Source organism: Paenibacillus sp. J22P165, assembly GCF_059692015.1.
On the sequence record NZ_JCAUAP010000009.1, the window covers coordinates 357042 to 378290 of the forward strand.

20 protein-coding genes are annotated in these 21249 nt (G+C 45.0%); 5 read left to right on the forward strand and 15 right to left on the reverse strand.

What is annotated here, in order from left to right; translation table 11 throughout:
- Positions 1-59: 59 nt before the first annotated feature.
- On the reverse strand, positions 60-1808 hold the full coding sequence (locus AC58QM_RS24125) for a methyl-accepting chemotaxis protein (protein ID WP_497287397.1): 1749 nt from the start codon (positions 1806-1808) through the stop codon (positions 60-62).
- Positions 1809-2089: 281 nt separating this feature from the next.
- On the opposite strand from AC58QM_RS24125, the gene AC58QM_RS24130 reads away from it, so the two are divergent.
- Positions 2090-2458, forward strand: a complete 369-nt coding sequence (locus tag AC58QM_RS24130) for a hypothetical protein (RefSeq protein WP_497287398.1) — start codon at positions 2090-2092, stop codon at positions 2456-2458.
- An 84-nt stretch (positions 2459-2542) separates the two neighbouring features.
- Here the strand turns inward: AC58QM_RS24130 and AC58QM_RS24135 are convergent, their stop codons facing one another.
- Positions 2543-4282, reverse strand: a complete 1740-nt coding sequence (locus tag AC58QM_RS24135; protein ID WP_497287399.1) for an ABC-F family ATP-binding cassette domain-containing protein — start codon at positions 4280-4282, stop codon at positions 2543-2545.
- A 370-nt stretch (positions 4283-4652) separates the two neighbouring features.
- Here AC58QM_RS24135 and AC58QM_RS24140 point away from each other — a divergent pair, with 370 nt between their 5' ends.
- Positions 4653-4892: a hypothetical protein gene (locus AC58QM_RS24140; protein ID WP_497287400.1), complete on the forward strand. Its 240-nt coding sequence runs from the start codon at positions 4653-4655 to the stop codon at positions 4890-4892.
- 92 nt (positions 4893-4984) lie between these two features.
- Here AC58QM_RS24140 and AC58QM_RS24145 read toward each other — a convergent pair whose 3' ends face one another.
- Complete coding sequence (locus tag AC58QM_RS24145) at positions 4985-5683, reverse strand: SDR family NAD(P)-dependent oxidoreductase (protein ID WP_497287401.1); 699 nt, start codon at positions 5681-5683, stop codon at positions 4985-4987.
- A 224-nt stretch (positions 5684-5907) separates the two neighbouring features.
- Between AC58QM_RS24145 and AC58QM_RS24150 the strand changes: the two genes are divergently transcribed.
- Positions 5908-6339 (forward strand): MarR family winged helix-turn-helix transcriptional regulator, encoded by a 432-nt coding sequence (locus AC58QM_RS24150; protein ID WP_497287444.1) that lies wholly within the window; start codon positions 5908-5910, stop codon positions 6337-6339.
- A gap of 21 nt (positions 6340-6360) precedes the next feature.
- A complete protein-coding gene (locus tag AC58QM_RS24155; RefSeq protein WP_497287402.1) occupies positions 6361-6795 on the forward strand; it encodes a flavodoxin domain-containing protein in 435 nt (144 codons plus the stop codon).
- A 51-nt stretch (positions 6796-6846) separates the two neighbouring features.
- On the opposite strand, the gene AC58QM_RS24160 is transcribed toward AC58QM_RS24155, so the two are convergent.
- The 4 genes from AC58QM_RS24160 to AC58QM_RS24175 form a co-directional block, all read right to left on the reverse strand.
- On the reverse strand, positions 6847-7662 hold the full coding sequence (locus AC58QM_RS24160) for a DUF262 domain-containing protein (protein WP_497287403.1): 816 nt from the start codon (positions 7660-7662) through the stop codon (positions 6847-6849).
- A gap of 498 nt (positions 7663-8160) precedes the next feature.
- On the reverse strand, positions 8161-8640 hold the full coding sequence (gene rlmH / locus AC58QM_RS24165) for a 23S rRNA (pseudouridine(1915)-N(3))-methyltransferase RlmH (protein WP_497287404.1): 480 nt from the start codon (positions 8638-8640) through the stop codon (positions 8161-8163).
- Between the two features lie 327 nt (positions 8641-8967).
- Entirely contained in the window at positions 8968-9135 is a 168-nt protein-coding gene (locus tag AC58QM_RS24170; RefSeq protein ID WP_063795715.1) for a CxxH/CxxC protein, read from the reverse strand.
- A gap of 68 nt (positions 9136-9203) precedes the next feature.
- On the reverse strand, positions 9204-10433 hold the full coding sequence (locus tag AC58QM_RS24175) for a S1C family serine protease (protein WP_497287405.1): 1230 nt from the start codon (positions 10431-10433) through the stop codon (positions 9204-9206).
- 215 nt (positions 10434-10648) lie between these two features.
- Here AC58QM_RS24175 and AC58QM_RS24180 point away from each other — a divergent pair, with 215 nt between their 5' ends.
- Positions 10649-10858 carry a hypothetical protein gene (locus AC58QM_RS24180; protein WP_310499897.1) on the forward strand — a complete coding sequence of 70 codons (210 nt, stop codon included), beginning with the start codon at positions 10649-10651 and terminating at the stop codon, positions 10856-10858.
- Here AC58QM_RS24180 and AC58QM_RS24185 read toward each other — a convergent pair.
- The 8 genes from AC58QM_RS24185 to AC58QM_RS24220 all read right to left on the reverse strand — a co-directional run bounded on the left by AC58QM_RS24185 (position 10827) and on the right by AC58QM_RS24220 (position 20542).
- A complete protein-coding gene (locus AC58QM_RS24185) occupies positions 10827-11627 on the reverse strand; it encodes an MBL fold metallo-hydrolase (protein WP_310499896.1) in 801 nt (266 codons plus the stop codon). The genes AC58QM_RS24180 and AC58QM_RS24185 overlap by 32 nt on opposite strands.
- A gap of 48 nt (positions 11628-11675) precedes the next feature.
- Entirely contained in the window at positions 11676-12488 is an 813-nt protein-coding gene (gene yycI / locus AC58QM_RS24190) for a two-component system regulatory protein YycI (RefSeq protein ID WP_497287406.1), read from the reverse strand.
- A 29-nt stretch (positions 12489-12517) separates the two neighbouring features.
- Positions 12518-13804: a YycH family regulatory protein gene (locus AC58QM_RS24195; RefSeq protein WP_497287407.1), complete on the reverse strand. Its 1287-nt coding sequence runs from the start codon at positions 13802-13804 to the stop codon at positions 12518-12520.
- A complete protein-coding gene (gene walK, locus AC58QM_RS24200; RefSeq protein ID WP_497287408.1) occupies positions 13801-15636 on the reverse strand; it encodes a cell wall metabolism sensor histidine kinase WalK in 1836 nt (611 codons plus the stop codon). Before walK ends, AC58QM_RS24195 begins: the two co-directional genes overlap by 4 nt.
- A gap of 2 nt (positions 15637-15638) precedes the next feature.
- The gene (gene yycF, locus AC58QM_RS24205; RefSeq protein ID WP_310499892.1) at positions 15639-16358 is read right to left on the reverse strand and encodes a response regulator YycF; all 720 of its coding nucleotides are present in this window, start codon (positions 16356-16358) and stop codon (positions 15639-15641) included.
- 182 nt (positions 16359-16540) lie between these two features.
- Positions 16541-18103 carry a peptidoglycan DD-metalloendopeptidase family protein gene (locus tag AC58QM_RS24210; RefSeq protein ID WP_497287409.1) on the reverse strand — a complete coding sequence of 521 codons (1563 nt, stop codon included), beginning with the start codon at positions 18101-18103 and terminating at the stop codon, positions 16541-16543.
- Positions 18104-18431: 328 nt separating this feature from the next.
- Complete coding sequence (locus AC58QM_RS24215; protein WP_497287410.1) at positions 18432-19106, reverse strand: hypothetical protein; 675 nt, start codon at positions 19104-19106, stop codon at positions 18432-18434.
- 149 nt (positions 19107-19255) lie between these two features.
- Positions 19256-20542 carry an adenylosuccinate synthase gene (locus AC58QM_RS24220; RefSeq protein WP_173116987.1) on the reverse strand — a complete coding sequence of 429 codons (1287 nt, stop codon included), beginning with the start codon at positions 20540-20542 and terminating at the stop codon, positions 19256-19258.
- Positions 20543-21249: the final 707 nt, after the last annotated feature.

Sequence of the window (21249 nt, forward strand, 5' to 3'; positions counted from 1 at the left end):
TCGGTTCTTTTCCTGTTTTACTCTAGCTCCAAGTAATGAACATAGGTGTACATATTTTACTACAGCTGAAACCGGCTCACGCCATCATCTAGCTCGCCAGCGAGTGAACGGAGCTGGCGAGCGGCTCTGGCGACTTCTTCGACGGAGGCAAGTTGCTCCTCCGACGCCGCGGCCACTTGCTGTGAATGGCTGGAAGCTGCTTCGGCGTTGCGTCCTGATTCCTCAAGTGAAGCGGCAATCTGCTCGCTGCAAGCGGACATTTGCTCGGAAGCGGCGGATACTTCCTGCACCTGCTCCGAGACTTGCTTCACCGATTCCAGAATCGCGCGGAACGATTTACCGGATGTCCCGGCAAGCTCCGTGCCGATGCGCGCCTGTCTGGCGGATGTGGACAAGGCCTCGCTGACTTCGCCAGCCTGGGAGCTAATGGCATGCAGAATAGCGGCGATTTCCTCCGAGGACTCTTTGGAGCGCTCGGCCAGCTTGCGAATTTCTTGAGCGACGACAGCGAAGCCTTTACCATGCTCGCCGGCTCTGGCCGCTTCAATGGAAGCGTTCAAGGCAAGCAGATTCGTCTGGTTGGCGACATCGGCAATGTGATTAAGAATGTCGCCGATTTTACTGTTGGACGCATTGAGTTCCTCCATTGTTGCCGCCGCTTGAACGACTTGATCCTCGATCGTCTGCATCTGATCCACGGTGCGGTTGATAACCTGCTCGCCATTTACGGCTTGCTCCGTCGTCTCCATAGCCAAGTCCGAGACCGACGACGATGATTCCGCGATGCGTTGAATGCCGACGGCCATCTCAGTCATTGCCCGCAGGCATTCGTCCATGCTTACCAACTGCGTGGAAGCGCCTTCCGCCACCTGTTGGATAGCCAGCGTGATTTCGTTTGTGGCCATAGCCGTTTGACCAGCGGTTTCTTTCAGATTGCCGGAAGAAGAGGCGACTTCGCTGGCGGTTTGTTTAATATGGACCGTCAAGGTGCGCAGGCTGCCGATCATTTCGTTGAATGAGCTTGCCGCCTGACCGATTTCATTCTCTCCGAATGCGGGCACCGTGACAGTTAGGTTGCCTTGAGCGGCAATTGCAGCCGTTTGCGCGAGCAAGCGGAGCGGCCGGACGACAAGGCGGACGAGCACCAGTACAAGCGCGATAGCAAGCAGAGTGACGAGCAAGCCGACCCCAATGGCTTTGGCCAGAATGAGATGTATTCGATTCTGCACTTTCCCATAATCGTAGTCCAGCCCGATCACGGCGATTGTTTGGCCATGCGCGTCGACGATCGGCGACAGGTAAGAAATCCATGTGCCAAATTCATCTTTGTACGTAGCCGAAAGGGAAGCTTGTCCTTTAACCGCTTGTTTGAACGCATCCAGCAACACGTCTGGAGGGAGAACTTCGCTGCCGATGGTTACGCCCGCGGCGGCGAGCTCCTTACTGGCCAGCACGTCGAGCAGGTAAGTGCCGTCAGTTTTAGCTATGGAGACGGTTGATAATAAATAAGCATTGGTCATGATATCCTTATCCGTCATGCTATCGAGCATGAGCTGTAAGGTTTGCACATCGTTATCCGGCGTGGGCCCCTTGGTATTGACAGCTTGTGTGAGCAGTCCAATATGGTTAAGATTCGCTTGTGCTTGGGCGCTGAGCTTGCTTCCGAGGTCGATAAACTCGTCATACGCGGCGTTCTTCTGCGTGTTGTAGAGGAGAAAAGCCATGATCCCGATGATAAGTAAAAAAACGAGAGACAGAATCAGCGAGCTGCTGAACAGGAGACTTTTTCGTTTGAACCAGCGTAACAAAAACATACACCTCTTCGTTATAGGTCATAAGGTAGGCACAGCCATTCCAATATCACAAACATTATAATATTGCATGGAGATGATCAAACAAGAGATTATTAACTCTGTGTACAGAATTATTTAACAACTGTTATTTCCACTCTCCGCTTTACCACTATTTCAAAATGTTCGTAACGATTCGATTATTATTGCTGCATTATCCTTAATCCCTCAGGGAGTAGGCATGCTGCTTGTTAGACCTTTGATTGGGAAAATGATAGATCGCATTGGGGCTAAGCTGATTGTCATCATTTCAATTCTATTTCTTTAGTCGGCACCTTCCTTTCATTTGGATCGATCAACATACAAGCTATTGGATCCTCGCCTTGATCCTTCTTATTCGTGGTATCGGCGTTGGTGGCGTCGCAATTCCATTAATGAGTGATGCCTATACGGGTTTGGCAAAATCGCAAATTCCTCAAGCCAGCATCGCCACTCGCATTGTTCAAAATATCGGCGGCGCCTTCGTCTCGGCTGCATTGGCAACCATTGTCGCAAGTCAACTCGATCGTGCAACGCCAAATGTCCCTCATTTGGTATCCGCTTGTCAGTCTGGCTTCTTGACTGCTAGCATTCTCATGGTTGTCATGATCGTTCCAGCGTTATTCTAGACCAATAAGTTGGAATCCAAGGTTGCTGTGAAGCAAAATTAAACGCAAAAGGGCGCCCTATCGGACGCCCCTTCGTTCATACATTTATAGTAACTTAATCAGCTCTTCTAATTCCTCAACCAATACTTTTGCAAGTTCAAAATTAGTATCTTTTAAAGCCAGTTCAATTTTAATTTCAACTGCTTTTTTATTTTGTTCTTTTTCTAGATAGTCTCTATCAAAATGGCTCGCATAAATCATCTGTCTAAATTTGCGCATACTCATCTTTCTAATCGTCTTATCATCAATGATTAACACATAATCCATCCCATTAACGACAGAATAGAAATCATGAGAAATCATGAGAATCGCACCTTTATAGTCCGTAATCGCTTTCTCCAGTGCAATTTGTGTATAGGTGTCCAAATGGCTTGTCGGTTCATCAAGTAGCAGCAGGTTTGCTTTACTAGCAGAAACTTTAGCCAATTGAAGCATATTTTTTTCTCCACCAGATAAAGATGCAATCTTTTGATTAACGATTTCTCCTTCAAAGCCATAGTTTGAAAGATACGATCTAACTTCATCATACGTTTTAAACCCAGCATCGATGAATTCTTCTAGAATAGTATTAGAATCCTTTAGCACTTCGCCTTGATTCTGAGATAGATAAGCCACTTTAGCATCAGCATTTATTTCAATTGAAGCATGATTATTAGTAAAGATATCTCGGAGTAAAGTCGTTTTCCCAGTGCCGTTTGGACCAATAATGGCTACTTTATCTGTAGATTTTATCTCAAAGTTAACATTGTCTAAAAGCAACTCTTCAAAAGTAACACTGTAATTATTAACATTTACAACAATGGTGTCTTCCATCTCATTTTCAATACCAAAGCTAATTGTAGGTTGCTTAATATCAACAAATGGCGCTTTAATTCTACGCGCTTCCAATCTCTCTTGAAACCTAACTCTAGCTTTTAACGCTCTACCTCTAGAGGCTTCTGAATTATACGTTGCGATAGCTCTAAGATTATCAATAATGTTATCGTATCTCTCAATTTCCTCTTGTTCAGCGACTGCGATTTCTTGCAGCTCTATTTTTGTTTGAAGTAATGAGAAATTGTATTCGATATATCGCCCATCAAACTCTTGGATCTCCATGTTTTCAAGATGTAGAATTTTGTTGAAACAATGATTCAATAGATATCGGTTGTGCGTAACGACTAGCAGCATACCTTTGTGAGAATTAATCAAATTTTTAAGTGCATTTAGGTTTTCAAAGTCTAAAAATACATCGGGTTCATCCATAATCATTAAATCTGGACTACTAAGCATTTCCTTCATCACTTGAATCAGTTTGAATTCCCCACCACTCAGATCGGATACCCTTAGATCTTTTAGCTTCATGAGGTTTGCTAGATTTAGTTTCTTATTAATGTTACTTTCAAAATCAGCCCCACCGATTGTATCAAATGTGTCTAAAGCTACTTGATACTTTTCTAATAACGTATCCATATCCGATGATGTTTCCATCTCCGTACAAATAGCTGTTATTTCATCTTGTATCTTAATAAATTCTTCCCCGATATATTCAAAAACCGTTGTTTCTTTCGTTTTGTCGAATTGTGGGAATTGACTTACATGCCTAATCTTGCAAGCCGGGTCTATTTCTAACTTGCCCTCGAACAAATATCTTTCTGGATCCATCAGTATATCTATTAATGTACTTTTCCCACTGCCGCTTGTTCCTATGAAAGCGCAATGTTGTCCCTCTTCAAGCGTAAATGAAATGTTTGTATATAGTTCTTTTTGCGGAAATGAGAAGGATAAGTTATCAACTTTTATCATAGTATTACCTTTCTTTATAACTAAAATAGTGACTATTAGTAGGTGTTTTGCAAATCATAGATGTTGAGTTTACCGTTGTTAGACTAACACTGTTTACAACCAACTTCAATCTATTTGTATTTCCATCCCTCAACTGTTTATTGATTTACCTCGTTGAATTAACCGGCACGATATCATAATCCCCAAATCGCGTCTCGTCAAGAGATACTGTGCGAATGTGCGACATAGCGGGAGATCCCCCCTTATGCTTTCTAAATAGGAATGAAATTGCGAATATGCAGGGCGATATCGCTTTTTCCAATTCATCCCGTGTCACGTAAAATATTATTCAGTTCGATGAGAAGATGTGGAATAAGGAAAGGGGATCTGCATGAATAGCCTGGACAAAATCAGATTTTTGCTCTTATACAACAAAGCGCCCGAGGCAGCTTGTTACGGGTATCTGGAGCTGAATCGGGATGGCAATATGATTGCGCTCTACAATAGTTACGGTGAGGAAATCGATATGTTTGGCGGACATGAATTTGTCAGGGTACGGCCGCTTGGCAAATTCGATGATGAAGACCGCGACAATTTTTACTCCTTGTTGGAAAGTGATGGTGTAGGATAACCTGCAAGACAGACAGGTTACGATTAGGTGTCAAGACACTGCGTGGCACGCAATGCCTATTCTCTGGAGGTAGAAGATGAGCAGAAGGGAGTCTAAAGGGATGAATGATCAGCAACTCGTTTGCCAGTATAAGAGGGGTCCACGATACACAAGCATTCAATAATTTTTAAGGCAATCGAATTCGGGCTTTTTCCATAGGGGTTCATCTCCGAGATAAATACACCAGGGTCGAACAAGTTAGCCCGAATACCGTGCCTCCCTTCTTCCTCAGCGATAACGCGTACAAGAGCTTCCAGGCCGGCCTTACTCGCACTATACGCAGCATATCCTGCATAGCCATGCGTGGCCAGACTAGACGTGATACTCAGAATATCCCCTCCGTTGTCTCGGAGAAATGGAAGCGCGGCATGAATCATCAGAAATGCCCCTGTCAAATTCGTGTCTAATTGGTCCTGCCATTCGCTCACAGTCATATCAAAAACGGTGGATTCCATAGCTATGCCAGCGTTATTAATAAGAATATCGATTTGACCAAAATGATCTAACGTGCGCTTGATGACATCTACGGTATCGGACTCTTTGCGAACATCAGCCTGAACACACAGGGCATGACCTCCTAAATTGCCAATGTCACGGGAAGTGGATTCCAGCTTTTCCAAACGACGACCCGTGAGCACCACGTTCGCACCGGCTTCAGCTAGTGCAAGACTGGTTGCATAGCCAAGTCCCGTTCCTGCTCCTGTTACGACAGCCGTCTTCCCATTCAATCCATGGTGTTTTTTCAATACCACCACAACCTTCCTTGGTTTTTCCGCACCCTCCGGCATTAATGGGCCGCGGTATCCTAGCAATACTTCCCTCTGATAAGAAAGTTGATTTATAGCGCATCATCAAGTATATTGATTGTAAAGTATCTTGATGATCAAGACACTTTACATTTTAAGAGGAGGGCCACCAGTTGTCCAGTGATCAGCAATTACAGCCAACGGTGCAGCAAGAGAATCTCACATTGCGCATGCGAAGCTTAGGAACTCGAACGGTGCTCTATCAGCAAAGCGTCGCGACCGCTCTCGGGTTATACAATAATGATTTCTTATCCATCGATATCTTACACGAGAAAGGCCCTATCACGGCAGGCGAGCTCTCGAAGCTAACCGGGCTCACGACAGGGAGCGTTACTGCGTTAATCGATCGGTTAGAAAAACACGGCTTTGTCCAAAGACAGCCTGATCCACAAGACCGTCGCAAGGTGATTATCGTCCCGCTATACGAGAATAATGAGGACGTAAGCAGAATATATTTTCAGCTTCATGCGGAGATCGTAAAGCTAACCACTTTCTACTCAGATGAAGAGCTCGCACTCATAACAAAGTTCCTTGGCCAAGCAAGCGCGGTCCTGGAGGATCAGATCCATCATCTTAATTCGAATGCGCGTAACAAATCATAACGAGATAAGGGTGAAGAAAACATGGTTGTACTCGTTCTATTCGCAACAAAAACCGGAGCAACGGCGCAATGCGTAAACGTATTATCGGAGCAATTGTCGAATTGCACGACATGCAACTTGGAGACGGACAAGCCCGCCATACGAGAATTTGACCGTATCATTCTGGGGGCGGGAGTAAGAGACGGGAAAATATATAAGCCGATTCGAGACTTCATCAAAAAAAATCATGACGAGCTCCTTAAGAAAGGCATGGGATACTTTATTTGTAACGAGAAGCCCAAGGAGACGGAAGAGATTATCCAGAGGAATATTCCAGCCGACCTTAGAGAAGCGGCGCTCTGCATAGAATCATTCGGAGGCTATAAAGCCTACAAAGCACCAAAGGAAGGCACCGATCAGTTGCAAGGGATTTTCGTCGATCGGATTAAGGCTTTCGCCGAGAAGTTCGCGCAGTAACAGGGTCCCTCCGCGCGATGTGAACCTTGTTACTGTTTATTTAAGCTAACCCTATTTTAAGTTAGTCAGCCTCTGGCGTATCTTCTCAAGACTTTCCTGATTAATCTTGCTTCCATAACCGTTCAGTTTAAGAAAATATCTTAGTTTCTGCTCTTCAGAAATTCCACTCAGGACTGCAAATCTGGTTGAATAGAATATAAAACTACCTTGATCATTGTCACACAAATCGCTATAAAGCATTCCTTTATACGAAAATCTATCTTCATAAAACTCTAGAATCGTTTTAATTCGTTCTTTTCCATCTAAGATTTCATACTCAAACATTCCTTGATTTTTTGATTCTAATCGAACAAAGACAAATTCTCCAATCCCAAATCCATTAAATATTGAGTCAATCAATTTCTCCTTTTCATCTAAGCTCCAAATAAATTCGCTTTGATAACTAGGTGATAAATCCACACCAATGTAATAAGCCTTATCAATAATTCCTTGTAGAAATATCTGAGAAAAATCCAAATGTAAATCAAGGTTTTTAGTCATTTGTTCAGGAATTACATGCATTTTTTTTCTAATTTCTGTCCAGAGAACTATTCTTTTTTGATTCTCCTTTTTAACTAGTCTCCAGCCTAGCTGGTTAGGCTCATATGTAGTATATGAAATTTCATATGCCTTACCATCAAACAATACTCTTTCAATTTTTATATCTTGAGTATTCCCAATCCTTATAGGACTTCCAACATCAAAAATATACGTTGGCTCTGGTATTAATTCAAGGGACTTCTCAATACGATTAATTGATTCTTCCAGAGCCAGTTTTTGCATCTCTAACTCTTCAGGTGAAACTATTTTCTCTTTCTTTTTAGACATTTCTTATACACCTCAAAATTTCATAGTAGCTTTTTAAATGAAATCCATGTTTTACTGTATATCTTAGAATCATCAAAAGTATTAGTAGACAACTCTTTATTTCATACAAATCCAAATAGCCGAATTTCCCATTTACAGGTCTTAATGCAATAGGGATACTCAATGAGAATGTCGTATTTGAATAGAAAATCATATATTCTTTCACCTGTGTCTCTAAATCTTGAGTTAGTCATAGCTTAACTTCCTACGCATTTCTAGATAAATTCATTCTTTTCTTAATGACTCTTCGCTCCCTATTTATTATAGCATCAACTTACAAATTAAGGATAATGGCAGAACACTTTTTCCGAAAGATACAATAATGCTTTTCAACGCAAAAAAAGCCCCTCAAAGAGGCTCTCCGCCATTTCAATTAGTCATCGTATCGTTAGGTCACAAGAGAATGACTTCTTGCTATGTCAATCAAATCAGCTCTCACTTCAACTCTCTGCTTTACCACTACTTGTGATACGGTTCCCCCCGATTTATCCGCATCGCGCGATAAATCTGCTCCACCAGCACCAGCCGCATCAGCTGGTGCGGCAGCGTCATGCGGCCAAAACTCAGCCGCATATCCGCACGGCGCAGCAGCTCGCTGGACAGCCCCAGCGAGCCGCCAATAACAAAAGCCACCTGGCTCCGCCCATAGGTGGCCAACTTATCGAGCGAGCTCGCCAGCTGCTCGCTCGACCACATCTCGCCGTCGATGGCCAGCGCCACGACGTACACATCCTGGCGCAGCGCAGCCAGCAGCCGCGCGCCCTCACGATCCCGCACCTGCTGCTCCTCAGCAGGGCTCATGTTCTCTGGTGCCTTCTCATCCGGCACCTCTATCATTTGCATCTTGGCATACGGGCCAAGACGTTTTATATACTCCGCGATCCCGTCCACGAGATAGCGCTCTTTCAATTTACCAACGGTCAGTATCTGTATCTGCATAACGTTTCGTGCCCCTTTTCATCTCTCCATCGTTCTACCCATCATACCATTCGATCTACTAACACAACAAACACCCGACGCCACATACGGTAAGCAAGCTTATTGTTCTTATTCTTTGTTCTTTCCAGACAAAAGGCGTAATAAGACCTCGCCAAATGCTTAATTTCATGATTTTGCTTCAATCTGCCCCCGCTTTCAGCAAATAAGCTCACCCAGCTTGCTTATTACCTCTCTGATTCGGCTTTTTACACATTAAGCACTTTTGGTGTGTCTATTTAGTGTGCCTAAACACGCCTGACAAAGAAAAAAGAGGCCCTCAGGCCCCCCTCATACGATTAGAAAACGTGATAATGACTGGCAATGCTCGCAGTGCTCAGGCGGTGCCCAGTGGGCAAAGTGGGTTTTCTGCAAATCCACAACGTCTGGAGCTTCCTCGTACTCATCAACAAATTCATCTATGGCTATTTCCACATGATCTTTACAAACGACATGCATGTTTAGTACCTCTCATCCGTTGGCGGCTCTGTAGATTTCTTTTCTTTCACTTGATCTTTTCTCCTAAACTACTTATCCGTCGCCTCAACCAGCGTCAGCACCGTCGACAGCTTCTTTCCGCCGCGATAGTACACCACGTTGATCTTATCGCCGATTTTCTTTTCGTTATAAAGGTACTTCCTCAATCCAATCGTGCTCTCAATCTTGCGATCATCCAACTGTACGATCACATCTTGCGCTTTCAGTCCCGCTTCCTTCGCAGGCCCTGACACGTCAAAGACGATAACTCCAGTTTTGACATCTGCAGGCAGCTTTAATACATCCGTTCCCTTAAAAGCTTGCAACTCCTGTGTCGACACCCCAATCAATGGTCGTTTCACCTTGTGATCCTTGATAAGACTATCAATAATCGGTTTGACACTATTAATCGGAATCGCAAAACCTAAACCTTCTACACCCGTATCCGATATCTTCATGGAATTGATGCCGATGACTTTGCCCTCGATATTGACCAGCGGTCCCCCACTGTTGCCTTGGTTAATCGCGGCATCCGTTTGGATGACGTCCATTTCCCAGTCATAATCCGTACCCTCACGGGAAAGGGAGACAGGTATCGTCCGTTTCGGTGAAGAAACGATGCCTTGCGTCACCGTGGGTGAGAAGCCCAGACCTAGCGGATTGCCCACGGCAATCGCCATCTCACCCGCACGCAGCGTGTCAGAGTCCCCGAACTCGGCAAGTATTTTAATGTCTTTGCCATCCGCCTCTAACACAGCAAGATCCGTAATGCGATCGCGGCCAACCAACGTAGCTTTGCGATGCTCGCCTTCAAAGTTCACGATTTCGAACTGGTTCCCGTTCTCCACGACATGACTATTCGTCACAATGCGAACTTTATCCCCGTTCCGCGCAAACATAACGCCTGATCCGATGCCGATGCCCGACTCTTGCCCCGCTTCGTCCTTCTTCGAGGAGATGACGCTGACCACGGCTGGTTTTATTTTGTCCGTTGCCGCAACAACCGAGTCATTGCTATTCATTGGATGGACATCCGCTTTGGCCACCACAGGAATCGCAAGTGCGTTCCCTGACGAATTACTTCCTCCGATAGCATGAACGATCCCTACGACTATGAGCATGCCTAGTGCCCCGATGAACCCTGCGATGAGGGCAACATACCGTCTTCGACCAGCAAAACTCGTGAAACTGGATAAATTCCCTGTCCCTTTGGGACGCCAAACCGGCTCGCGCCTTCTGGATCTTTTGGTCGAATAAAAATCATCATCAAACAAACTCATTTCGGATCCCTCCTCGCTGACGGGGCCAACTTAACACTCGCGTTGCTTTATTTCAATCGGTGGACGCGTTCAAGACATCCTGTGATTGTTTTTTTGCAAAAAATAGGAATGTTTCGCTCGCTTCTTGCCTACAATAATAGTAAACCAAATCTCTTACCGAATTACTAGAGTGATAGAAAATTTTTAATAGACCTTATTTAAAGGAGAATGCCAAGATGAACCGTATTCCTTCTCATTTTGAAGAAATTAACATGATCGGTAAGCTAGCTGACCTCAAGGAAAGCCACTATCACCAGTCCCTCGTTCTCTCATCTCTCATTCAAGTATTGATTGATAAAGGTCTCATTACCGCACAAGAACTTCAGCTCAAATCCCAGGAGCTTGACGCAGCGCTTACTCCGAATCCAATACATCCCATTTCGTAGAACGGTCAAAATACGTATCCATCAGCCGCAGCTGCTTCGCCTCTGGCGCCCGCTCTTGTACTATATTATTCACGGTTAGCCTGGCCAAATCCATTAAGTTATGATCACGGCTAAGGTGCGCCATATAGACAGATTTCGTCTTATTCGTCATGATATCACAGAGTGCTTCCCCTGCGGCTTCGTTGGATAAATGTCCCTTGTCTCCGAGAATGCGTCGTTTAATGCTCCATGGATAATGACCCACGCGCAGCATGTCTACATCATGATTTGTTTCCAAGACCAAGGCATCTGAATCCGAGATCTTTTCTTTCACCTTTTCGCTCATATAGCCGAGGTCCGTCACCACGCTTAACTTCTGTTCCCCTTCATAAAAGACGTAACCAACCGGCTCCGCCGCATCATGTGAAATCCCGAAGGATTCCACTTTGAGCGTTCCAAATTCCTCTACGCCGCCCGTGTCCATCACGCGCTTGTTACCTTCAGCGATGACGCCAATTTGGCGATCCAGCTCTACCCACGTCTTTTCATTGGCATAAATCGGCACATCATACTTACGAGCGAACGCACCCAACCCTTTAATATGATCAGAATGCTCGTGTGTGACCAAAATGCCATCTATACTGCTCGCCGCGAGCTCCCGCTCCTTCATAAGCAGCTCCATCTTCTTCGCACTGAAGCCTACGTCGATCAACAGCTTAACTTCACCGTTATCGACAACCGTTGCATTCCCCGTAGAACCACTTGATAATACCGTAAATCGAATTCCCATCTTCCCTACTCCTCTATGCCTACCTATGTGCCAGTTCGTTAATCCTTGCTACTTCTTAGGCGTACTCTTATCGCCTGGAGATGGAGAAGCTACTCCACCTTCTGATTCAAATGGTACGGGCTCAGAACCCTTTTGCAGTGACTCTACTGCCCCATTGAATGCTTGCACATAATACACATATCCATTATCGATCGTAATCCGCCACTGTGGGAACATCGGTTGTGTTTGCGAATTATAAGGTTGTCCATGATACCCCAAGCGAACCTCTGTAATAATCGAGCCATCACTTAAGTAATTGTCCACTAAACTGCGGACCGCTAATTGGGCGGAAATTAACTTCTGCTCCGTCTGTTCTACTTCTGATTCTACTTCAACAAAAGCTTGACGGTAACTGGTAATTTCTCCATTTTTCTCTTTGAGTTCGACCGTCACATCGAAGAGTGGAACCTTGCCATACAATTGGGAGAAGACATAGATCCCATTTTGACTCATAACAGAATCTAGTTGATACATAGCGAAGTTCGGAATCTCCGAAAGTGACTGCGCTTCTTTACTTGCCCCTTTTCCGAGCAATGTGCTCATGTAAATTGGGGTCTTGAGCTTTTTCACCTCGCCCAGCTTGATACTGTCATCATATTTCACGGTTATAACCTTTAGCTTTGGTGAATCTGTCGGCAACTCGTCTGTCAGACGAATATTTTTATTGCGGAGCGCACGATTCAAATCCTCCACCGTACTGGAGGGATCTAAGGAAGTCCCCGTCTGGTTGGAGCGATTGGTGGACCACAGCTGGAAGCCGAGAATCATATTTAACAGTAAAAACGAAGCAATCAAAATCGTCTTGGCCCTACTCCAATTCATAATCTCACCAACCCTCCTCAGTGATTTGTCTATTCGATAAAATCATACGTGCCATCGCGCAGCTCCAGTGCCCACGCACTCGTTAGGGTTAATGTCTTATCTGAGATCACAGGACGATACGCTGGAAAAATAGAAACGATACTGGATCGACGTTGATAGTACTGTAATCGTTTCTCAACAGCCTCACCCGACATCAACTCATTCTCGCGTCGCTGCCCCGACTTCAGATCGGGAATCACCATGGATCGCTCGAATCCGGAAATAACACCCTTCTGCACTTCCATTCTCATCGTTCCAAAACCCTCAGGCTGCGCGGTGACAATCGGAAGTGATTCATAGTACTGACGGAACATGAATGTCTGGTTGTCTAATTGCTTCTCTGGGGTACGGGCGACCATGTATCTTCCATCCCAGCCAATATGCTGATTGATGAATTTGATCCCAGCCATCAAATCTTCCAACACCTCGGTTTTGCTAGCCGCAGGTGCTACCGGATCGAAATACGTAATCCATCGTTGATCTCGATTAAGCTGGAAGCCGCGCTTGCTATCGGTGTAAATCTCCGACCCATCTCGCTCTTTCAAATACCGAGTAATCCCAGGGTCCACGAACAAGCTCTGCTTCAACTGATCCGCCGTAAGCTGCGTATACGTGAACGTATAACTCGGGAGATGCAGCGATTTCAACGGCAAATAGTAATCACCGCTATTGGTTGTCTTGTATAAGTTAGTTGGCTCGCCATACGCTACGAAATTCTCAACGTCCTTGCTCGTGAAATCCGCCCCAATGACCTCATAGCCAACACCGGGCGAATCCGTGAAGAAAAACGCACGAACCTCATCATTCGTTCCCTTGGAGTAAATCCAGATTTTCGTGATTTTATCATTCTCAACTGGGATTTCGCCCTCAATACGGAATAACTGTTGCAGGATCGTGAATGGAATGCCTTCCCGGAACCGAATCTCCACGCCAAGCTGCTTCGTTCGAACATCTTCCCAGTTCACATTCACGAGGTACATTGATGTCTTACGAAAGCCTTTGAAGCTACGTTGCTTAATATTATCTAGCAATCTGGTGTAGTAATAGTTGTTCGGATATAGCACAGAATGCTGCTGATTACCTAAGTGGATAATAAGCTGATCTGGAAATAGCATATCCGACAGCTCCGATTGCTTGCCCAACGTCTCGGTCTGTACATAATTACTTTGCTGAATCGGCTCAATCTTCGGAGGACTGTAGGAAGCAAGGATAAAGCTCTGATACAAGCTTGTCCCGATCAACAGAACAAGAAAGATCGTTTTCAAGCTCTCTATCATACTTCCCCCTCCTCTTCTTGCCGAATCGGCAATGTAAATAGGACGCGTGTTCCTTGACCTAGCTCCGACTCCAAAGCAATAGTTCCACCGTGTGCTTTCACTATTTCCCGGGCAATGGACAGACCCAGTCCTGTGCCTCCCATGTTGCGAGATCGTGCTTTATCTACCCGATAGAATCGGTCAAAGATACGCGACAGATCCTTCTTCGGGATCCCCATCCCATTATCTTGTACAGATATTTCTAGCATGTCTTTGTCAACTTTGCGTGCTTCCAACCGAATGGTTCCTTCATCGCCCGTATATTTAATCGCATTGGATACCAAATTATCGAGGACCTGATCAATTTTATCGCGATCAAGCAATAGGCTTGTTACGCCATGTTCCACGTGTAACATTATTTGAATTTTTCGTTGCTGCAGCTGAAAAGAAAACCGGTCCGCAACCTCCTCCAGCATCTCGCTGACAAGTGTTGTGGACTTACTCATCATCGACTGCTTCGAATCCAGTCGTGATAAATGCAGTAAATCCGTTACCAAGCGGATCATCCGCTCCGTTTCACTGCGTGTCACGCTGATGAACCGTGACGCGAGCTGCGGCTCCTCGATCGCTCCATCATCGAGCGCTTCGAGATAGCTTTTGATCGTCGTCAGCGGCGTTCGCAGCTCGTGTGAGACATTCGCTACAAACTCTCGTCTGGCTTGCTCCAGCTTCTCTTGATCCGTTACGTCCTGCAGCACCGCAATGATCCCGTGCTGGCCTTCGCCACGTTTATGTATCGGCGTAAACGTAATACGAACCGACAATTGCTCATCCTCGTCGTCTGGCAGCTGAATATCCAGCAGCGTCGTATTCACTTGCCCAGTAACTAAAGCGCGAATCGTATCGATTGGAATGCTGATAACCTCAGCAATATCCCGACCTAGCGTTGTTTCCTCTTCTACTTGCAGGATCTGCTTCGCGCGACGATTCAACACAATCACTTGTCCTCTATCGTCTGTAGCAATTACGCCATCGTTCATATTCGTGAGAATCGAGGCGAGCTTCTCTTTCTCCTCTTCATTAAGCGAGAGTGCTTCCTTCAGCCGATTCATCATGAAATTAAAGGTTTGCCCCAGCTGACCGATCTCATCCGTCCCTTGAATCACGACTTGTTGATCGAAATTACCCTCGGCTACAGCCGTTGCTTGCTTTGTAATCTCTTTAATTGGGTTCGTAATCGTGCTCGTTAAAATAACACCCAGAATCGCTGTCAGCCCCAAAGCAATCAAAGTACCGGAAATGAGAATTCGGTTAATCGAGCGAATCGTCTTGTACACATCTTCCATGGAGGCGATAATGTACACGGCCCCTAAGACACGTACCCCGCTGCCGACCGGCTTGGCGATAATCACCTTCCGGTACCCATCCTCATCTGTGAAAATCCGCTGATTATCCTTAATCCCTTGCAGCGCCCGAATTACTTCTGGCTGTGTATTTTTTTGCTTCAAATGGCTCGCAACCGACGTGCTGATCACGTTCCCATTCGCATCAATGATTTGGATTTCGGCATTATTAATAGAGAATAGATTGCTAACGAATTCGTTTAAATCCGCATACGTCTTCTTGCCTTCTGTCGCATTCTTGCTCTCCTGATCCCCCGTCAAATACGATTCAACGAAGCCAGCAAGCAGCGTAACCTGACTATTGCGGGAAGCTAGGAAGTCATTTTTGAAATATGTCTCTACTGTCTTATAGAAATACACGCCAATCAGCTGCATCGCGATTAAAATCAGTAGAACATAAATAATAATTAGCTTCGCTTGAATCGATTGAAAGAAGCGGATGCCCTTCATGTTTAGAAGCCTCCGGCTTTCGGACTGCGCATCAAATAACCGAGACCCCTACGCGTCATAATGTATTCTGGACGACTAGGATCTGTCTCCAGCTTCTCGCGCAGACGACGAATCGTCACATCGACAGTCCGTACGTCACCGAAATATTCAAAGCCCCACACCGCTTGCAGCAGGTGCTCACGGGTCATCACTTTGCCTGAGTTTTTAGCCAAATATTGAATAAGCTCGAACTCCCGATGTGTCAGGTCAAGTGGTGTTCCGTCCTTGTAGACCATATACATATCGTTATCGATGAATAACGCATGAATGCGCATCCCGTTCCGCTGTGCTTCTGGCTCATTCGTTGTCGATTGCACCTTCGTCTGCCTGCGCAGATGTGCCTTTACACGGGCCAGCAGCTCTCTCGTGCCGAATGGCTTCGTCACATAGTCGTCTGCGCCCATCTCTAAGCCCAAGACCTTGTCCAGCTCCGTATCCTTCGCTGTCAGCATAATAATCGGTGTATTGAGCTTAGAGCGCACCTCACGGCATACATCCATGCCATCTTTTACAGGCAGCATAAGGTCAAGGAGAATGAGATCGGGCTGTTCGGAGAACGCCAGCTCTACAGCGCTTCCACCATCGTACGCACAGATGACCTGATAGCCCTCTTTCTCCAGGTTGAATTTCAAAATATCTGCAATTGGTTGTTCGTCATCCACCACGAGAATTTTCCCAAACATGTGACCACCGCCTACTATAAAGTAACTGACACTGCCACACCTAATTGCGCGCGCAGCTGCCAGAGTTAGATCCTTGTACCAGCCAGTAATTTCCTACATACTCTTCTTTATTTTAACATACATTTAACTAAAAAGAGACAAGGCCCCCGAGTTGTCCGGTTCGACCTTGCCTCTATTTTTATTTAGCGATTCAAATATTTCAAAGGATTTTCCAAGCTTCCACTGCTGTGCACTTCAAAATGCAAATGCACCCCTGTGGAGTCGCCTGTGCTCCCCATAATGCCAATCTTTTCGCCCTTTTCGACGATAGTGCCTGACTTCGTAGTAATTTGACTTAAATGTCCATAAAGTGTTTCATAACCATTCAGATGGTTAATAATAATATAATTTCCGTAATCTGACTTATAACCTGTTTCAACAACTTTGCCATTATCTGCAGCCATAATATTTCTGTTACCTGTGATGTCGATGCCTTTATGTAACTTGCCCCAACGATAACCGAATGTACTAGAGATGCTTGGTGAAATGACAGGCCATGCGAACTTCCCTGTGCCTTCACCTTTAATGACTTTCGTTCCTTTTTTCACTTTAGCGGTAACGGGTTGATCAATAATTTCTTCATTAACGACTTGCTCTTCCGTCAGTAAACCATCGACTTTCGTCACTTGAATCGTTACTTTCTTAAGCCCATTCTTTCCTGCTGAAATCGGTTGGACGACGCCTACTCGCATCGAATCGTCCTTCACATATTCGGTATCGTACTGAATCTCTTGATTCTTTACGATCTTCTCCGTTGTTTTGACAGACAGGGTTGGCTTCAATACCGTAACGTCCAGTTGATTGCCTATCTTAAGCTTATCATCTTGAATTCCTGGATTATTATCATAAATAAATTGCTTAGTAATTCCTAATTTCTTCGCAATACAGGAAACACAGTCACCTTCAACAACCGTATACTTCGCTGGTGCAACATCGCCAGTCTGCAATGTCTTCACGACATCTTCAGGCTTTGCTAACTCCGTTGGATCGATGGGAACTTCCGCTGTATCGATCTTCTGCACGAATTCCACCTTTTCAAGCTCGGATGGTGCTGTAGATATATCCTCACCTAGACCGGTAGATAAGGCAGCTACTTTTTCGTTATTTTTCCCTTTAGGTGTAAATGGTTCACTCACTTGATTTAGAATTTGATCGGCAGTCGCCTTATCCTTCACAATCGCGATCGTCTTGCCATCCACTTTCATTGCTACACCCACTGGTTGAGGTATGAGCAATTGATCCAACGAGGAAATAACAGCAGAATCCTCCGTTTTCACATTGTAAGCCCTTTCAGACGTGTAGCTAATTCCGTCTGTTTTAAGCACCACATGAACATTAGGAAAATTCTTCTGTACATCTAACGGTTTGTTCATCTTATATTCATCAATTATTTTATTGTCGCTTACGATACCGATTTCTTTGTTGTTAAGCATGACATGATACACATTGTTCATGCCTGCTTCTACATATTGATGTCCGGCGAACGTAATCGCGCCCGTAAGTGCAATTGCGCCTACACCCAGCGAAAGAGCCCATTTATGTCGTTTAATCACCGTTAGTGTCTTGTTGGATGTCGCTACTTCGTTTGGCTGAACGTCCTCTAGCTGCTTGTCTGATAATGATTCATTTCCGGTCAAGCTTTCTCGCTTAGGCGTGAATCTCTTCATGAGATCCATGACAAAACGCATTCCCCTGAAACCTGTCATGATCTTCTCCCTTTGAACGGTTTTGCATCCGTGCTGTAACATAGTTACTTTGTGGATACATAAATAAACCTTGATTAGACATAATATCCATTATGCTATCTTTCTTTTGTTAAATTTAACACACTTTCTGTGCCTATTTCAACAAAATACTCGATAACCATGTGATAGATTCGTGTCCACCACCAAAAGAAGTCGCTAAAAGTCTGTATTTTTGTTCGAAATCCCAATTTCATTTGCCTCTATTTTACATGAATTGACGAAAAGGCAAGAAACTTAGTAGGGAAGCTACGGATGAGATCCATGGGTCAGCAACTCCCCTAACATAAACCTAGTATTTGTTTAATATGTCAGTTAACTGCGCCAGCTCTTTGTCGCTCAAATATTTCTTGAGTGTCGCATTTACTACATCAAGCTCTTGCGTCGTAATCCCATCTTCCAGGATCCCGGAGAGTGTCTGCACCTCTGTCTGTGGAAGCTTAGCGACAACAAGAGAAAATATTTTCATTTTATCATCGCTGGATAGGGCTTCTTTCTTCTTCGCAAAATCCTCAGTGGACATGACAAGCTCCTTCTTCTCGCTCTCCTCCGTTCGAGCGCTTCCCATCACGGCTATCGCATCGTCCTGATTCGTTGTAGATGCATCTACACCGCTTGACGAACTAATACCGCCTACAGGTTGTTGATCATTCGGATTTGGACTTGAACTCGGGCTTGGAAACGCCCCTGACGGGTTGGGACTAGGAGTTGGCGATGGCTTCGTTGTAGGGGTTTCCCCTAATGCTGCCTTCTTCCCCCCGTCTTTCCCCTTAACTATATTCAGCTCTTCCGCCAATCTTGACGCAAATTCACCAAATTGAATCTTTTTACCCATCGCGGGTAGCTGATACTGTCGAAATATATCCTCCACGTACATGTTTACCACATACCACGTTGTAAACATCGTAATTGATGTAATAAGGACGGTACTTATGACGATTTTACTTAACCAAGTTAATAGTTTCATATGCTCTGTATCACTCCTAACATTGCTCACACATAGATAAGCTTCTCTTCCCAGTATGGACGAAAACCCTGCCATTATATCCCTATAGGAAAAAGAAAAATCCCCTAAGCTGCGAAAGCAGTCTAGAGGATTGTTTAGGTTATCTATGATTAAGCGTAGATAGGACGAACTAAATTTGTTTGCTCACGGTTACGACCTACGGAGAAGATCGCGATTGGGATACCTGTTAGCTGGGATACACGCTCTACATAGTGTCTAGCATTCTCAGGTAGATCGCTCAGCGTACGCGCTTCAGAAACATCTTCTGTCCAACCTGGAAGCTCTTCGTACACCGCTTCACACTCGGAGATAGCTTTCAAGCTCGCTGGGTAGTGCTCAATCAACTCACCGCGGTACATGTAGCCTGTGCAAATTTTGACGGTTTCTAGACCTGTCAGAACGTCAATAGAGTTCAAGGACAAGCCCGTGATACCGCTCACGCGTCTTGCGTGACGTACAACAACACTGTCGAACCAGCCTACACGACGAGGACGACCTGTTACCGTACCGTACTCAAAACCTTTTTCACGAATCCAAGCGCCGATTTCATTGTCCAATTCCGTTGGGAACGGACCGTCGCCGACACGTGTTGTATAAGCTTTTGCCACACCGATGATGTTGTGAATCTTCGTTGGACCTACACCGGAACCGATACAAACACCACCAGCTGTTGGGTTGGAAGAAGTAACATACGGGTATGTGCCTTGGTCGATATCCAACATAACGCCTTGCGCGCCTTCGAACAACACTCTGCGACCTTGGTCAATATATTCATTCAGGATAACCGAAGTATCCTTCACGTATGGACGAATGATTTCAGCGTATGCGAGGTACTCTTTAAGAATTGGCTCCACATCAAGACCTGTTGAACCGTAGACTTGCTCGATCAAAACATTTTTCTCAGCAACAATGCGACGAAGCTTCAATTCGAACTCTTCTGCATCCATCAAATCCGCGATACGAATACCGTTACGAGCAGCTTTATCCATATAACAAGGACCGATCCCTTTGCGGGTCGTACCGATTTTGCTATCACCCTTACGATCTTCTTCCAGACCGTCAAGTAACAAATGATACGGCATAATGACATGCGCGCGATCACTGATATTCAGGTTCGTTGTTGTAAAACCATTATCATGAATGTAATTAATTTCTTCAATGAGTGCAGCCGGATTAATAACCATCCCATTCCCGATTACACAAGCTTTATCTCTGTAAAAAATACCGGAAGGAATCATCGTTAGCTTGTACTTTTTCCCGCTAATAATGATCGTGTGGCCTGCATTGTTACCACCTTGATAACGCGCAACAACCTCAGCAGATTCCGCTAAGAAATCCGTGATTTTACCTTTCCCTTCATCTCCCCATTGCGTACCGACAACAACAACCGTTGACATATGCACTTACCTCCGTACGGTGACAAGTCACCCATAATGAGCCTGTTATGGCTGTAAGACCACAGATGAAAGTTGGACTTCATTAAAGCGCTAAAGCGTTCAGCGTCCATTGCACTTTCCCTCTGGCGATTCTGGTGATGCAACTACCTCTATTCACTGCTACGCGCGGCAACAGACAAGAGAGCTAACTCTCACTTACTCACCGCAAAGGAATATCTGGTCTCTTTCGGCAGTGATCTGCAGGAAGGAAACCTACCCTTCGGCATGAAAAAACGACCTTATTTCGAGTTACCTGCATCAAGCCGGCTTATCGATCAAGGTTTTTTCACCGTCTTTAGTTTAGCAGTCCCCCATGCCAAAGTCAATGAAAAACGAACGATTATAGGGGTGTATGTATAATTGTTCGGAAATTACGCATACTTTTCTTTGCTGTCGCTGAAAGAAAGGAAACCTCTGGCTTTGCCATTTTCATATGGATTTTGTTACCCCTAAGATTCCTCTTAGGGGCAATTTTTATGTCTGTCGCTGGAGAAAAACACAGACACATTCGGGATTTCGCGTTGGAAGAGTTTATCATTGGTTAGACCTTAGCTGTAACGACGATGTTTTTCTTGCTTACAGCATGTATAACAGAGCATTCAGCTGTAACGATGTTTTTCATCATGATTGCGGCGCTTTCGCGGATTTCGCCCACTCTGAACTCCTCC

Coding starts and splice junctions, on each gene's coding strand:
- AC58QM_RS24135 (WP_497287399.1), bottom strand. CDS start 4,282: ATGATAAAAGTTGATAACTTATCCTTCTCATTTCCGCAAAAAGAACTA.
- AC58QM_RS24140 (WP_497287400.1), top strand. CDS start 4,653: ATGAATAGCCTGGACAAAATCAGATTTTTGCTCTTATACAACAAAGCG.
- AC58QM_RS24150 (WP_497287444.1), top strand. CDS start 5,908: ATGCGAAGCTTAGGAACTCGAACGGTGCTCTATCAGCAAAGCGTCGCG.
- AC58QM_RS24155 (WP_497287402.1), top strand. CDS start 6,361: ATGGTTGTACTCGTTCTATTCGCAACAAAAACCGGAGCAACGGCGCAA.
- AC58QM_RS24160 (WP_497287403.1), bottom strand. CDS start 7,662: ATGTCTAAAAAGAAAGAGAAAATAGTTTCACCTGAAGAGTTAGAGATG.
- rlmH (WP_497287404.1), bottom strand. CDS start 8,640: ATGCAGATACAGATACTGACCGTTGGTAAATTGAAAGAGCGCTATCTC.
- AC58QM_RS24170 (WP_063795715.1), bottom strand. CDS start 9,135: ATGCATGTCGTTTGTAAAGATCATGTGGAAATAGCCATAGATGAATTT.
- AC58QM_RS24175 (WP_497287405.1), bottom strand. CDS start 10,433: ATGAGTTTGTTTGATGATGATTTTTATTCGACCAAAAGATCCAGAAGG.
- AC58QM_RS24180 (WP_310499897.1), top strand. CDS start 10,649: ATGAACCGTATTCCTTCTCATTTTGAAGAAATTAACATGATCGGTAAG.
- AC58QM_RS24185 (WP_310499896.1), bottom strand. CDS start 11,627: ATGGGAATTCGATTTACGGTATTATCAAGTGGTTCTACGGGGAATGCA.
- yycI (WP_497287406.1), bottom strand. CDS start 12,488: ATGAATTGGAGTAGGGCCAAGACGATTTTGATTGCTTCGTTTTTACTG.
- AC58QM_RS24195 (WP_497287407.1), bottom strand. CDS start 13,804: ATGATAGAGAGCTTGAAAACGATCTTTCTTGTTCTGTTGATCGGGACA.
- walK (WP_497287408.1), bottom strand. CDS start 15,636: ATGAAGGGCATCCGCTTCTTTCAATCGATTCAAGCGAAGCTAATTATT.
- yycF (WP_310499892.1), bottom strand. CDS start 16,358: ATGTTTGGGAAAATTCTCGTGGTGGATGACGAACAACCAATTGCAGAT.
- AC58QM_RS24210 (WP_497287409.1), bottom strand. CDS start 18,103: ATGACAGGTTTCAGGGGAATGCGTTTTGTCATGGATCTCATGAAGAGA.
- AC58QM_RS24215 (WP_497287410.1), bottom strand. CDS start 19,106: ATGAAACTATTAACTTGGTTAAGTAAAATCGTCATAAGTACCGTCCTT.
- AC58QM_RS24220 (WP_173116987.1), bottom strand. CDS start 20,542: ATGTCAACGGTTGTTGTTGTCGGTACGCAATGGGGAGATGAAGGGAAA.